Origin of the sequence: uncultured Polaribacter sp., from assembly GCF_947503855.1 — a bacterium.
GTDB lineage: Bacteria > Bacteroidota > Bacteroidia > Flavobacteriales > Flavobacteriaceae > Polaribacter.
Window position 1 is genome coordinate 1 of the sequence record NZ_CANNFF010000006.1, and the last position, 14,231, is coordinate 14,231.

11 protein-coding genes are annotated in these 14,231 nt (G+C 29.0%); 1 reads left to right on the forward strand and 10 read right to left on the reverse strand.

What is annotated here, in order from left to right:
• On the forward strand, window positions 1-1,694 hold a 1,694-nt coding region (locus Q0662_RS06090; protein ID WP_298948072.1), incomplete at its 5' end, for an immunoglobulin-like domain-containing protein.
• 831 nt (window positions 1,695-2,525) lie between these two features.
• Here Q0662_RS06090 and Q0662_RS06095 read toward each other — a convergent pair.
• The 10 genes from Q0662_RS06095 to dnaN all read right to left on the reverse strand — a co-directional run bounded on the left by Q0662_RS06095 (window position 2,526) and on the right by dnaN (window position 14,170).
• Window positions 2,526-4,061, reverse strand: a complete 1,536-nt coding sequence (locus Q0662_RS06095; RefSeq protein ID WP_298948073.1) for a hypothetical protein — start codon at window positions 4,059-4,061, stop codon at window positions 2,526-2,528.
• 34 nt (window positions 4,062-4,095) lie between these two features.
• Window positions 4,096-6,387: an FdhF/YdeP family oxidoreductase gene (locus Q0662_RS06100; protein WP_298948074.1), complete on the reverse strand. Its 2,292-nt coding sequence runs from the start codon at window positions 6,385-6,387 to the stop codon at window positions 4,096-4,098.
• Between the two features lie 3 nt (window positions 6,388-6,390).
• Window positions 6,391-7,185, reverse strand: a complete 795-nt coding sequence (fdhD, locus tag Q0662_RS06105; protein ID WP_298948075.1) for a formate dehydrogenase accessory sulfurtransferase FdhD — start codon at window positions 7,183-7,185, stop codon at window positions 6,391-6,393.
• Window positions 7,186-7,400: 215 nt separating this feature from the next.
• Complete coding sequence (locus Q0662_RS06110; protein ID WP_298948076.1) at window positions 7,401-8,579, reverse strand: class I SAM-dependent methyltransferase; 1,179 nt, start codon at window positions 8,577-8,579, stop codon at window positions 7,401-7,403.
• Window positions 8,580-8,583: 4 nt separating this feature from the next.
• Window positions 8,584-9,666, reverse strand: a complete 1,083-nt coding sequence (locus Q0662_RS06115; RefSeq protein WP_298948077.1) for an AI-2E family transporter — start codon at window positions 9,664-9,666, stop codon at window positions 8,584-8,586.
• A 1-nt stretch (window position 9,667) separates the two neighbouring features.
• Complete coding sequence (locus Q0662_RS06120) at window positions 9,668-10,945, reverse strand: hypothetical protein (protein WP_298948078.1); 1,278 nt, start codon at window positions 10,943-10,945, stop codon at window positions 9,668-9,670.
• Window positions 10,946-11,071: 126 nt separating this feature from the next.
• Entirely contained in the window at window positions 11,072-11,944 is an 873-nt protein-coding gene (locus tag Q0662_RS06125; RefSeq protein WP_298948079.1) for an RluA family pseudouridine synthase, read from the reverse strand.
• Window positions 11,944-12,360 (reverse strand): VOC family protein, encoded by a 417-nt coding sequence (locus Q0662_RS06130; RefSeq protein WP_298948080.1) that lies wholly within the window; start codon window positions 12,358-12,360, stop codon window positions 11,944-11,946. The genes Q0662_RS06125 and Q0662_RS06130 overlap by 1 nt, the downstream gene beginning before the upstream one ends.
• Window positions 12,361-12,376: 16 nt before the next feature.
• Window positions 12,377-12,967 (reverse strand): acyl carrier protein phosphodiesterase, encoded by a 591-nt coding sequence (locus Q0662_RS06135; protein ID WP_298948081.1) that lies wholly within the window; start codon window positions 12,965-12,967, stop codon window positions 12,377-12,379.
• Between the two features lie 84 nt (window positions 12,968-13,051).
• A complete protein-coding gene (gene dnaN / locus Q0662_RS06140) occupies window positions 13,052-14,170 on the reverse strand; it encodes a DNA polymerase III subunit beta (RefSeq protein WP_298948082.1) in 1,119 nt (372 codons plus the stop codon).
• Window positions 14,171-14,231: the final 61 nt, after the last annotated feature.

Below are 14,231 nucleotides of genomic sequence, written 5' to 3' on the forward strand. Positions count from 1 at the left end.
GGAAGCAACATCAAATTGAAAACCCTAACCTAACCGCTAGTGCTATTGGTAAACAAACTGCTGATATGAAGTTGATCGCTATCTATTCTGATGCCAATTGGAGTATTAGCGATACAAACGCTACCTCTGCAGTTTGGGGTATTAATACTAGTTTAAATAATGGGTATCCTTACTTTAATTTTAATACTGCAAGTTTATACTTGCCAAGTCTTTCTCTAATAGGTGCTAAATCAATTTACATGCTTCTAGGAGATGAATATCTAGAATTAGGAGCTATAGCAGCAGATTACCTAGGAAATGATATTACAGACAAAATCATTGTGGATTCCTCTAAACTAGACAAAAATACCGAAGGAAATTATTCTGTTTTTTATAATGTTTCAGACAGTCAAGGCAATAAGGCAAACACACAATTGAGAAATATAAAAGTAAGATCTGAGGAATACTTTAAACCTGTTATAACCCTTATTGGACAGAGTTCTATAACTCATGAAAAAGGAGATGCATATGTAGATGAAGGAGCATTAGCGAGAAATTATTTAGATCAAGATATTTCTTATAAAGTTGAAGTCACTGGGGCTGTAGATATTACTGAAGTTGGAACTTATGCTTTGTATTACAATGTTACAGATTCTTTCGGTAACATTGGAAATCAAATTATTAGAACGGTAACAGTTGTAGATACTTCCATAGAATTATTTAGACCTATTATAACACTAAAGGGCTCTAAGTCTTTAGTTATAAAAGAAGGTACTTCTTATCAAGAATTAGGCGCAACAGCAATAGATTATAATGGTAATGACATCTCTTCAGACATTGTAATAGATGCTTCTGCAGTAGCTGTAAACAGCATCGGAACTTATAGTGTAAAGTATGATGTAGTAGACCAAGAAGGTTACAATGCTATTACAGAAACAAGAACCGTGATTGTTAAAGAAACTAATTACTTTAAGCCTACACTATCTTTAGTTGGAGAAACACAAATTACGTTATCCGTAGGGCAAAACTATAGAGAGTTTGGTGCAAAAGCAATAGATTATAATGGTAATGATATTTCGGAATTAATTGTAACTACTGGAAATGTAGACACAAGTAAATCTGGCACATACGTTGTAAAATATAATGTAACTGATACCCTAGGGAATATAGCATCAGAAATTAGAAGAACTATCACTGTTAATATAGTTGAAGGCTCATATAATATTCCTATGGTAACTCTAAATGGTGATCAAAAAATTTATATGAATGTTAATGATAACTATATAGAATTGGGAGCTACTGCAACAGATTATTTAGGGAATGATATTTCTCAATATATAGAAATTAATGATTCTAATTTAGATACTAAAAACATCGGAATATATTATGTAATTTATACTGTAGAAGATAATGAAGGAGGGAAATCTAATCCTGCTATCAGAATTGTAGTAGTACAAAATGTATTGGGTGTCTCAGATGTAGAAAATGAAAATGAAATTGCAATATATCCAAATCCTACTTCAAGTATGTTGTATATAAATGTAGACTACAATCTTATCAATCAGCGATATCTTATAGTAGATGCTTTAGGAAGAGATGTTTTAAAAGGAAACCTAAATCAAGTTAAAAACACTATCAATGTAGAGCAACTATCCAAAGGAATATATTACCTTAAGGTATCTAACAAAAAAACAATTAGTTTTATAAAAAAATAGAACAAGATTTAAATTCAATTAAGCCACCTTAGGGTGGCTTTTTTTTCTCCTTTACTCTACAATTTTAAATCTAAAACTTCCTGGAGACACCACCACTTAAAACTCGTTACATCTTTGCTGAGTTCAACTCATAAGTGCAACAAACTTATTATTTAAATCTTCAATAAAGTTAGAAGAGTCAACATTTGAGGTCACTTTTTATTCTCAAGAATAATTTTTTATTCTTGGGAATATTTTTTTGTACTATATTTTAGATAGTCAAAAATCGAAGGATAAAATACACTTTAAATCCTCAATAAAGTTAGAAGATTCAACAGTGGAGGTCACTTTTTATTCCCAAGAATAATTTTTTATTCTTGGGAATATTTTTTTGTACTAGATTTTAGATAGTCAAAAATCGAAGTATAAAACATGATTTAAATCTTCAATAAAGTTAGAAGAGTCAACAATGGAGGTCACTTTTTATTCTCAAGAATAATTTTTTATTCTTGGGAATATTTTTTTGTACTAGATTTTAGATAGTCAAAAATCCAAGTATAAAACATAATTTAAATCTTCAATAAAGTTAGAAGAGTCAACAGTGGAGGTCACTTAAAGCTTCACAGAAATGTGAGGCTTTTTTGTTGTTTACAAACTACGTTTTATAGGGGTTACAGAGCTTATAAGTATTTTAATATTTCAAATATAACTTTAGAGGGTTTATGTTTAAGTTTTTTTGAAACTATAATTAATAGGAAAAAAATACATATAAAGTAAGTAGAGCTTTAAACTGTGTTTGAATAAATAAAGAACTAACTAGTATTAATACGACTAGTCTAAGTGATTATAAAATTATTTCATATTTAAAAAAGAAAAATTATAACTTAGACCTAAATTTATAAAAGCATTATTTAAATTACCTCCTTTTGCTTTTACGTAGCCTAGAGATCCTCTTAAGTTTAAAGTATTATTTAGCTGATAATCGGCACCAAAACTTGGTTTTATTATGAGTCCTTCTCCAGTGCTAATATTTCCACCACCAGCTGCACCTGTTAAAATTTGACCGAAAAAACGGGTATGAATACCCATAATTTTTTTAGATTTTATTCCCAAACCAACCAAACCCTCTGCATATGCACCAGCATTTCCAAAATTGGCAAAAGAGGTTTGTCCTGCAACATACAAATGTTTATTTAAGTCTAAATTTATCTGTAAAGATATTTGATGCATATCTTCTGTGGGTTCTGATATTCTTTTAGCATTAAAATACCAGTCATGTTTTATAATAAAATCAACGCCTTTAAATTTTCCTGAGCTAAAATGTTTCTTGTTTGCTATTGTGCCACTTCTATCTAAATAATATTTTAAACCAACACCATAAGAAGAAGTAGAAAATAATTGACTAGGAGTTAATAGATAACCTTTATTTATAGCTATAAATGTATTTTTAAATAGTTTTTGTTCTAAAGAAACATCAGGAGCAATCATAAAGCCACCATCAGAATTAACACCACCACCACCACCAGCACCAATACTAAATTTTGTTAAAATATGAGTGTTATTTTTATTGAAACTAAAATGGTAGCCACCTCCTAAAAATACATCCATGTAACCAGCTTTAATACCACTATATGCGCCATCTACTTTAATAAAGCCAAACCAATTTTTAGTAAAATAATTGGCAAATTCAAAACCAGCCAATCTTATAGTTTTTCCTTGAATAACTTGTTCTTGAGTAGGTAAAGCTTTTGTGACATCTAAATTATTTAAATGCACCATTAAAGAAGTTCTTTGTGTTTTTTGATTCCAGTTGCTTTTATTTAATTCTTTTAACTGATATATATTTTCTCTTTTATTATAATTTGTATAAACATAATTTAAAGGAATTTCTAAGGCTATATTTAATTGATTTCCTTTTATTAAACCATCATCAAAAAAGTTTACATAACTCCAACCTGTATTTAAAGAAAAGTGTTTAAAATTATATCCTAAATTAAAGTGTGGAAGTATAAATGCGCCACCACCATCTGGTGCTCCAGCACCACCACCACCACCAAAGTGGAAACCAGTATCTAAATAAAATTTTTCAGTTAAATACTTTTTGTAACCTGCGTTAATCCCTAAAGTAAAAAAACCACCTCTTTCTCCTGTAATTGCTCCATAAATACCTAAACCAGTGTAAAAAGATTCATTTAAAAAAAGGTTATAATGTATCCCAGAAAAACCCATATTAGGTTCATTAGGAATATTAAATTCAGGCATGTTGATAGATAGAAAGTTTATTTTTGCAAATCCTTTTTGTGTTAATTTATTAGGCGCTGTTTCGTTTTGAGAAACTAAAATTTGACATGTTATAATTGTTATAATTAAAAGGGAAAACTTTTTCATTAAATGATTTTTAAACTATTTTATCAAAGATAAATTATCTTTTTTCAATACTAATAATTACAGTTTTAGAAGCAGGTGTATTGCTTGTATGAGCTACATTTGTTATGGGTACTAAAACATTTGCTTCTGGAAAATAGGTTGCTGTACATTGCTCTGGGATGTCATAAGCTACCACTAAAAAACCTTTAGCAAACCTTTCTTTATCCTTAAAATGACTTTTTAAATCTACCAAATCTAAAGATTTTAAATGCTGTTTTTTCATGTCTTTAGCATTCATAAAAATAATTCTTCTTTCATTTAAAACACCTCTGTATCTATCATTTAAACCATAAATAGTTGTGTTGTATTGGTCGTGAGTTCTTATGGTCATCATTATAAATTGATTTTCTTTTAGCTCAATATCAGAGGGTTTATTTAATGTAAAGTTTGCTTTTCCTGTATGTGTGGGTTTAAAGTTGTTATCTCTAGCATTGTTGGGTAAATAAAACCCGCCTTTTTGTCTCACACGCTTGTTATAATTTTTAAAACCAGGAATTACTTTTTCAATTTTATTACGAATTAAATCGTAATTAGATATAAGTTTTGTCCAATTTACGGTTGTTTTTTTAAGTGTTGCATTTGCTAAACCTACTACAATTGCAGGTTCGCTGAGTAGTTTTTTAGAAACAGGTTCTAAATGACCTTGAGATGAATGCACAACTCCCATAGAGTTTTCTACAGAAATAAATTGCGCTCCAGAAACTTGATAGTCTTTTTCTGAGCGTCCTAAACATGGTAATATTAAGGCTTGTTTACCATGTATTAAATGACTTCTGTTTAGCTTTGTAGATACATGAACTGTAAGGTCACAATTTTGTAAAGCTTTCGCAGTAAATGTTGTATCTGGTGTTGCAGAAACAAAATTACCGCCCATGCCAAAAAATATTTTTGCTTTTTTCTGATGCATAGCTTCTATAGCTTCCACCACATCAAAACCATGTTTTCTTGGAGATTGAAACTGAAAGGTTTCCTCTAATTTGTCTAAAAATTTTGTAGGCATTTTTTCCCAAATACCCATAGTTCTATCTCCTTGAACATTAGAATGACCACGAACAGGGCAAGTGCCAGCCCCTTTTTTACCAATACTACCTTTTAAAAGTAAAATATTTACAAGTTCTCTAATATTGTCTACAGAGTTTTTGTGTTGCGTTAACCCCATTGCCCAACAAATAATTATTTTATCATTATTGATAATCATATCTGTGGCTTTTTGTATTGTGTCTAAAGAGAGCCCAGTTTGAGGAAGTAAGTCTTCTATTTTATATCTGTCTAAATCTAGAAGCATGTTTTCTAACCCTTTTGTTTTGTTTTTTATAAATTGATGATTAAAGACAGTTCCAGGTTTTTCGGTCTCTTTTTCTTTCATCAGTTTTAGGATGATTTTTAGCAAAGCAACATCACCATTTATTTTTATTTGTAGAAATAAGTCTGTTAACTCTTGCCCAGAACCTATCCATTTTAGTGGATTTTGAGGATCTTTAAAGTTCATTAACCCAACTTCTGGTAATGGATTTACAGTGATAATTTTACCACCTCTTTTTTTAGTTTCTCCAAGAGCTGTTAACATCCTTGGATGATTTGTACCTGGGTTTTGCCCAATGACAATAACCAAATCAGCATGATTAAAATCATCTAAAGTAACAGAACCTTTACCAATGCCTAGGGTTTGTGTAAGTGCAGCACCACTAGATTCGTGACACATATTAGAGCAATCTGGTAAATTGTTTGTGCCAAATTGTCTAACGAATAACTGATACAAAAATGCAGCTTCGTTACTGGTTCTTCCAGAAGTATAAAAAATGGCTTCGTCTGGAGAAGTTAAATTATTTAATTCCTTTCCAATCAGTTGGAAAGCATCATCCCAAGAAATTTCCTCATAATAATCTTTCCCTTCAGGTAAATACATTGGGTGTGTAATTCTACCACTTTTACACAATTCATAATCTGACCATTTGGTCATTTCTGAAACAGAATTTGTGGTAAAAAATTGGGGAGATACTTTATTTTTTGTAGCTTCTTCTGCAACAGCTTTTGCACCATTTTCGCAATATTCTGCTAAAAAAGCACGTTTTGCATCTGGATCTGGCCATGCACAACCTGGGCAATCAAAACCATCATATTGATTTAAGTTTTTTAGTAATTTTATTCCTTTTACAACGCCAACTTCATCTTTGATTTGTGTTAATGCAGATTTTATAGCTTTTATGCCTACAGAAGTTTCAGGTACTTTTACCAATTTAATACCTGTTAATTTTTCTGGTGGTTGTGCATTTATTTCTTCAGTCATAGTTTAATTCTTTAAGGATGCTGTATTTGCGTAAATTGTCATTTTAGAGTCTCTTGTAAAACCAATTAGGCAAATACCAAATTCTTTTGCAAAATCGATAGCCAAAGAAGAGCAAGCAGAAACGGCTATAATTATAGGTATTTTTGCTATAAATGCTTTTGATATAATTTCGTAAGAAACCCTACCACTTACTAAAAGATAACGTGCTTCTTTTAAATTCTTGTTTTCTAATAAATCTCCTATTGTTTTATCTACTGCATTGTGGCGTCCAATATCTTCTTTAATAGAAAGTAATTTATGGTTTTTATTAAAAATAGCAGCAGCGTGACTGCCACCTGTTGCTTTAAAAGTATTTTGTAAATCACCCATTTTACAAAACATGTCTTTAATTTCTGCTATTGCTATTGCTGTTTTAGTTGATAGTTTTTTTCCACTAACTTGTATGTCTTTTAGTTCTTTTTTACCACAAATACCGCAAGAAGAAACAGATAGTAAAGTTCTTTTATTTAAATATCCTTTACCCAATTGTTCTTTTGGGATGTTTATGTTTATAATAGTAGGTATGTTGTTTTCTTCTTTTTCTATATTCCATTTAAATGAATCTTTATGCTTATAAATATCTTCTGCATACAACAAACCTCTAATTAAGTCGATATCATTATCAGGTGTTCTCATAACAACTGTGTAAGGGTTTTTATTGATACTTATTTGCAAAGCAGCTTCTATAACAATATTATCTTTTGTAAGTTGTTGTAGCTGATTGGTTATTTTTAACCCCTGGTAAGTGTTAGTTTGCATAAAATACGATTGGCATATACAAACTTAACAAAAACAAGTGTAGAAAAAAAAAACAAAAATCTTAGAAACGAATCTAAGACTTTTATGAAGTGTATTTTACACTAATATGAAAACACCCAAATTTTTAAGAAATAATATTGTTAATTTAAACTTATAATAGTTGTTTTTTAATTGTCAATACAAATTAATAAACTTATTTAAAAAATCGTTAAAAACTATATTAATTTACTACAAATCAAAACTATAGGTTTGTTTTTTATATTTGTTGTAAAGAAAATAAATACATCTCCACCATCTTTTATTTTTGTTTCTTTTCTAATTTGAGCAACCGTTTTCGGGAAATTTCTAGTTGTAATATTGGCTTTTTGATGGCGAATTAATTTTTTAAGCTTCTTTTTATCGTAAGAAATGTAGTGTTCTACTTTAAAACTCCTTCCAGGGAAATCTAAAATTTTATTAGAAGTATAAAGATGTGTATGTTTTTGTAGTTTATTTACCCTAAAATATTTAGTAATTTCATGAAAAGCCCCAGCTTTTAATATTGCAGCATTGGGTTCGTAAATATAATTTAAAGGTTCATTATAGATTGATTCAGATGCTTCTAAGTATTTAAAATTAAACTTTTCTTCAGTTTCTTTTTTAATGTTGATGGTTTTAATATCAATTGTATTTTCATAGTTTTTTTCTAGCAGAAAAAGAAGCTCTTTTACTTCGTTATTAACTGCAACAACATGTATTTCTTTTACATTTTTTAACTCCTTAATAGTTTGTGTAATGTCTAAAATAGGGGAGGTCTTAATCAAAATAGTTGTAGCCTTTGTAAATAGAAAATCTATTTTTGGCGGCACTTGAGGTAAGCAATCCTTCAACAAAAAAACTTTGCCTTTAACATCATCTCTTCTTGAAGGGTCAATATAAATACAATCAAATAAAGTATCGTTTTCTTTTAAATAATTAAGGCCATTACCAGCAATGGTTTTTATGTTTTTTATTTTTAATTGACGATAATTGTAGGTAACAATTTCTGAAAGTTCTTTATTAATTTCACAGTGAATTACCTCTTTAAATTGTTTAGAAAAATTTAAACAATCTACACCAAAACCACCTGTAAGATCAATAATTTTATCACCCGTAATAATATTTGCTTTGTATTTTGCTGTAATTTCTGAGCTAGTTTGCTCGATACTAATTTTTTGAGGATAATAGATATGATACGTTTGAAACCAAGTTGGTAATTTTGTTTTAGATTTTTGCTTTGCTAAAATTTGATTTGCCAATTCCTGCACAGTAACATCAGAAAAAGGGCTGCCTTTTAAGATTATTTTAGTAATATCTTTTTTTAAATTACTGTGTATAAACGTTTGTATATCTTCTTTTAAAATAGCTAAATTCAAAATTTTAAATATGTTTTGTTAGAGATTTTACTATTTTATTTTCTGATAAAAATTCTTTTAAAATAACTTTTAAAGCTGTGTAAAGAGGCACCGCAGTTATCATACCAACAATACCAAATAACAGACCACCAATAATGATAATTAAGAATATTTCTAAAGGATGAGATTTGGTTGTTTTAGAAAAAATAACGGGCTGACTCACAAAATTATCTACCAATTGTGCAATAAAATAACCAATCATTACATAAATAGTTGTAGGTAAAATTTCTGTTTGAAAATCTTGCCCAATATTACTTGTCATTGATAAAAATAACATAATAACTGCCCCAATTAATGGTCCAACATAAGGTATAAGGTTTAGCAAAGCACATAAAAATGCAATAACAACAGCGTTGTTAATACCGAAAATTAAAAGAACGATTGTATAGAGTATAAATAGAATTGAAATTTGAAAAATTAATCCAATAAAGTATCTTGATAATAAATTATTAATTGTTTCTAACGATTTTGAAAACCTAGTTTCTGTTCCATTTGGAATAATTGTCATCACACCATTTTTTAATAAATGACTATCTTTCATAAAGAAAAAAGAAATAAAAAGAATAGAAAATAAGCCCACACTTAATGAACCTACGGTACCTAAAACATAGTTTAATAAATTGGGGATTGCTTCAAATTGAGAGACAAAATCTATATTTTTTAATTCGTTTAAAACATCGATACCTCTTGTAGAAAAATAGCTTATTATTTGGTTAAAAATGTTTTGTATATTTTGTTGCAGTTCGTCTACTTGTAAAAGCGATAAACTTTTACCTTGTTCTGTAATTAAAGGAATAAATAAAATAATTACGCCTGTAATAATCCCCAAAAATAAAAGCATTGTAGTTACCACTGCTATGGTATTTGGAAACTTTAATTTTCTTCTTAAAAAAATAATGATAGGTCTTGCAATTAAAGATAGTATTGCTGCAATTATGATGTAAATAATTACAGATTGTATTTTTAAAATAAAATACCCTAATAGAAAAACCCCCAATAATATGGCTAGTGCTCTTAAAATTCCGTTTGCTATTGTTTTAGATGTCATTTTAGTTATATCCTTTTACTTCTCCCATACTTAATTTTCTACCATTGCCAAATGTATGATTTGTTGGCAACAACGCACCACTTTCTGTGGTTATCCAATCTTCCCAAGTTGCAGATGTGCCATTCATTCGTTTGTTTTTTAGATATATTTTATAGCTTTTTGGCACATAATTATCGGCTAAAATCCAAATATACGAATCTCCAGGGGTTGTTCCTCCACTTGTGTAGGTTACTCTTAATGCAGTTTTATCATTAACTTGTTCTAGAGTTCTAATAACGCCATTATCAAATAATTTATGAGGTGCAACCAACCAGAAAGAATCGTTATTAAAAATATCCCAAGCTTTTTTTACAATCGTAGAATCTGCTGTTTTTTGTAGTTTATCATTAAAATATACTGAACTCTTTTCTTTTTTTTCTGGAAACAAATGAACGCGAATTGAATCCCAAGAAACATCTACAATATGCTTTTCTTTGTCCCATTTAAAACTTCTTATTCCAACAAAACTCCATTCTATATATCTTGTATTTTTATAAGCTTTATGTTTAATCGCTTTTAAAACTTTATTGGCTAACTCATTTGCTTTTGAGTTGTAGGCCTTTATATTAGTTATTGGAATTTCTAATCCAAACAAAGAAAGTTTATGGTTTGTAGGTAATTTTATACCAGATTCTGTAGTTTTTAAAGGTTGCCAAGTTGCGGAAACACCTCCAATTGGTAAAATGCTTGTCCACATTTTATAAGATTTTGGTAAATAATTATTGTCTAAAATCCATAAATAAGAATCTCCAGGAGTAGAGCCACCAGAAGTATATGTTATTAGTAAAGCCTCTTTACCTTGATGTTTTACAAGTCGTCTTTCTGTACCTTTATCAAAAACTTTATATGGTGCTACTAACCAAAAAGAATCATTGTTAAAAAAATCTTTTGCTTGTGTTATTAATTCGCTGTTTTTAGTTTTTTTGTTATCTATAAAAACAGTAGATTTTTCTGGTGATTTTGTATTCAAAACTGCTTTTTTATTATCCCAAGAAACATGAACAATATTTTCTTGTTTGTACCATTTGTAATGATGCACATTTCTAAAACTCCATTCAATTACTTCTGTATTTTTAAAAGCATCGCTATTTAAAGCATTTATCATTTTAATAGCTAGCGCATCTGCATCTTTTCCTGCTTTACCTTTTGGGAGTGCTTCGTTTTTTGCAAAATAATAGATAATTCCACCAACAAATAACACTAAAATTACCCCACCTAAAACTTTAAAAAACTGCGTCATTTTATATATTTTATAATAATAAAGCTAATTTATTACTTTTAAAAAGAAATTATTTGTTTTGCTGGTAATAATCTAAAACATGTTTGGAGTTTTTAGGGTTTAATAGTTTTTAAACTTATTTAATTTTTAGTTTGTTTTAATATGTTTAAAAATACGAGTAAACTTTTTAGGAAACTCCTTAAAAATAATAATGTTTTCACTGGTTATTGGATGTTCAAATTCTAATTTTGAAGCATGTAAATACAATCCTTTTCCTTTTAAAATTAAATCTGATTTCCCGTAAATTGTATCACCTAATATTTGATGACCAATACTTGATAAATGTTTTCTTAATTGATGTTTTCTACCTGTTTTTGGTTGTAATTCTACCAAGTTCAAATATTTAAAGCGTTCTGATTTTACAGATTGTAAAACCTTAAATTTTGTAGAAGCATTTTTATTATTTACCTTAAAATGAATAATAGCTGCATCACACATGCTACCAATTGTAATTGCGTAATAGGTTTTTTGAATTTGTTTCTTTTTAAATAATAGGCTTAATCTCTGAATTGCCGAACTTGTTTTTCCCACTAATAACAATCCACTTGTGGGATAATCTAATCTATGAATAGGTTGTGGCTTAACAGCATCTTTTTGAGTGCTTTTTTGCAAATTTTGTGGGAGTGCATTTGTAATGGTTACAAATTTGTTTCCACTAACTAAAACTCCTGCAGGTTTGTTAATAATTGCTAGAAAATCATCTTCATATAAAACCTCTAAATCTAATTTTAATCTTTTAAAACTAGAATTTTTTTCTGATTGATATAATTTAATTTTTTCTCCACCAGAAATAAATTTCGATGTTGTTGCCAAAATACCATCAATAAAAATTAGCTCTTTTTTGATAGCTTTTTTGATAGCAGATTTTGTGGAAACGGTATTAAAAATACCGACTCCATATTCTTGAAAACGAATCGATTTTTCTTGTTTTTTTGCTATGTGAGTTTCTAATAGTTGCATTATTTTGCAAATAACTGCCCAATATCTTTAAAAGCTTTAAACTCTAGTGCATTATTTTCTGGATCCATAAAAAACATTGTAGCTTGTTCGCCTACTTTTCCTTTAAAACGGATACAAGGTTCAATTTCAAATTTTGTATTGGTTTCTTTTAATCTATCTGCTAAAGTATACCAATCTTTCCAAGTTAAAACCACACCAAAATGTGGAACAGGCACATTATAACCATCTACTTCGTTTGAAATTCTTTGAGGTTTAAAATCTTGTTTTACATGAATTACTAATTGATGCCCAAAAAAGTTAAAATCTACCCAATCTTCTGTAGATCGACCTTCATTGCAATTTAAAATATCTCTATAAAATATTCTGCATTTTTCTAAGTTTTGAACTGGAATTGCTAGGTGGAAGGGTTGTATCATTATTATTTATTAAGGGTTATATAATAAGTTTTTTTAATTTCTGATTTGTAAATTCTTGTAAATCTTCAAAAAATAAAGTAAAGTCGTTTTCTAATTCTGGACTTAATTTTTTCAAATCTTCAATCGCTAAATCCATTTGAGATTTACCTTTGGTTCTGTTATTCATTCCTTTTAAAACTCTTTCAATTCCATCTTCAAATTGATAGTTGTATAAAATATCGTACTCTATCATATAGGTAATAAATTGCTGTGATTTTACAGGCAATTCAGTAGCTTTTTTAGTAAAAAGATTATAGATTCCTTGTGTATAAATATCTAACGGGATTACAGAATAATTGGTCCAATTTTTAGCTAAAAAATGGTCGTATAAAATATCTATAATTACACCATTATAGTGTCTGTAACGTTTATGTAATCTGCGTTTGCTTTTTCTAACAATTTCATGTGCATCTGTAAACGTATCTATTTCTCTATGTAAAAAAATACCTTGTTGTATTTCTTTTGAAAACATTAAAAAATTATTGCCTCTAATATGGTCTGCAATAAAGTTACCAATTAAAATATTAGTGTTGTTTTGTGATAAGTAAAGGTGTGCTAGGAAATTCATTTGCTAAAAGTAAACAAAAAACCACAATCATTTGATTGTGGTTTTTTGATATATCTATTAATGTAAGATTCTTATAATCTAAAGTTAATTATTCAACATTACAGGCATTACTAACATAGTAACTTGTTCTCCTTCATCTGTACCATCAATAGGAGTTAAAATTCCTGCTCTATTTGGTAAGCTCATTTCAATTAAAATTTCGTTAGAATTTAAATTGTTTAACATTTCACTCAAAAAACGAGAGTTAAAACCAATTTGCATATCATCACCTTGATAATCGCAACTTAAACGCTCATCTGCTTTGTTTGCAAAATCTAAATCTTCTGCAGAAATATTTAATTCTGTTCCTGCCATTTTTAAACGAATTTGGTGTGTTGTTTTACTAGAAAAAATAGACACACGTCTTACAGAGTTTAAAAAAGAAGCTCTATCTACGGTTAATTTATTTGGATTTTCTTTAGGTATAACAGCCTCGTAATTAGGATATTTTCCATCAATTAAACGGCAAACTAAAACTACATTGTCAAATGTAAATTTTGCATTGGCATCGTTATATTCTATAGTTACATCGCTTTCAGAACCTCCTAAAATACCTTTTAAAAGATTTAAAGGTTTCTTTGGCATAATAAATTCTGCAGTTTGATCTGCAGTAACATCGGTTCTAGCATATTTTACCAATTTATGTGCATCTGTAGCCACAAAAGTTAAACTTTGTGAGCTAAATTGAAAAAATACACCACTCATTACTGGGCGCAAATCATCATTACCCGCTGCAAAAATAGTTTTAGAAATAGCCGTTCCTAAAATATGCGCAGGCACAACTGTTTTACTTGGACTAGGTAAAGAAACCGCTTTTGGGAATTCATCACCACCAAAATAAGCCATGTCATATTTACCTTGGTCAGAGCTAATTTCTATCGTATTATCACCTTCTGTTTTGAAAGTTAAAGGCTGGTCTGGAAACGTTTTTAAAGTATCTAGTAATAAACGTGCAGAAACAGCTATAGAACCATTGCTGTCACTTTCTACATCAACCACAGAACTCATAGTGGTTTCTAAATCTGAAGCAGAAATTTTTAATTGATTTTCAGACAATTCAAACAAAAAGTTGTCTAAAATTGGTAAAGTATTATTACTATTTATAACGCCACCTAAAACTTGTAATTGTTTTAATAATTGTGAACTTGATACAATAAATTTCATTGATTTTCTTATCTTAATTAGTATTACAAATATAACTTTAATATGTGATTCTGAAAATTAA

What these genes read in the sequence shown, in the direction of transcription:
- Q0662_RS06095 (WP_298948073.1), bottom strand. Translation starts at nt 4,061, where the DNA reads ATGAAAAAGTTTTCCCTTTTAATTATAACAATTATAACATGTCAAATT.
- dnaN (WP_298948082.1), bottom strand. Translation starts at nt 14,170, where the DNA reads ATGAAATTTATTGTATCAAGTTCACAATTATTAAAACAATTACAAGTT.
- Q0662_RS06130 (WP_298948080.1), bottom strand. Translation starts at nt 12,360, where the DNA reads ATGATACAACCCTTCCACCTAGCAATTCCAGTTCAAAACTTAGAAAAA.
- Q0662_RS06125 (WP_298948079.1), bottom strand. Translation starts at nt 11,944, where the DNA reads ATGCAACTATTAGAAACTCACATAGCAAAAAAACAAGAAAAATCGATT.
- Q0662_RS06115 (WP_298948077.1), bottom strand. Translation starts at nt 9,666, where the DNA reads ATGACATCTAAAACAATAGCAAACGGAATTTTAAGAGCACTAGCCATA.
- Q0662_RS06135 (WP_298948081.1), bottom strand. Translation starts at nt 12,967, where the DNA reads ATGAATTTCCTAGCACACCTTTACTTATCACAAAACAACACTAATATT.
- fdhD (WP_298948075.1), bottom strand. Translation starts at nt 7,185, where the DNA reads ATGCAAACTAACACTTACCAGGGGTTAAAAATAACCAATCAGCTACAA.
- Q0662_RS06100 (WP_298948074.1), bottom strand. Translation starts at nt 6,387, where the DNA reads ATGACTGAAGAAATAAATGCACAACCACCAGAAAAATTAACAGGTATT.
- Q0662_RS06120 (WP_298948078.1), bottom strand. Translation starts at nt 10,945, where the DNA reads ATGACGCAGTTTTTTAAAGTTTTAGGTGGGGTAATTTTAGTGTTATTT.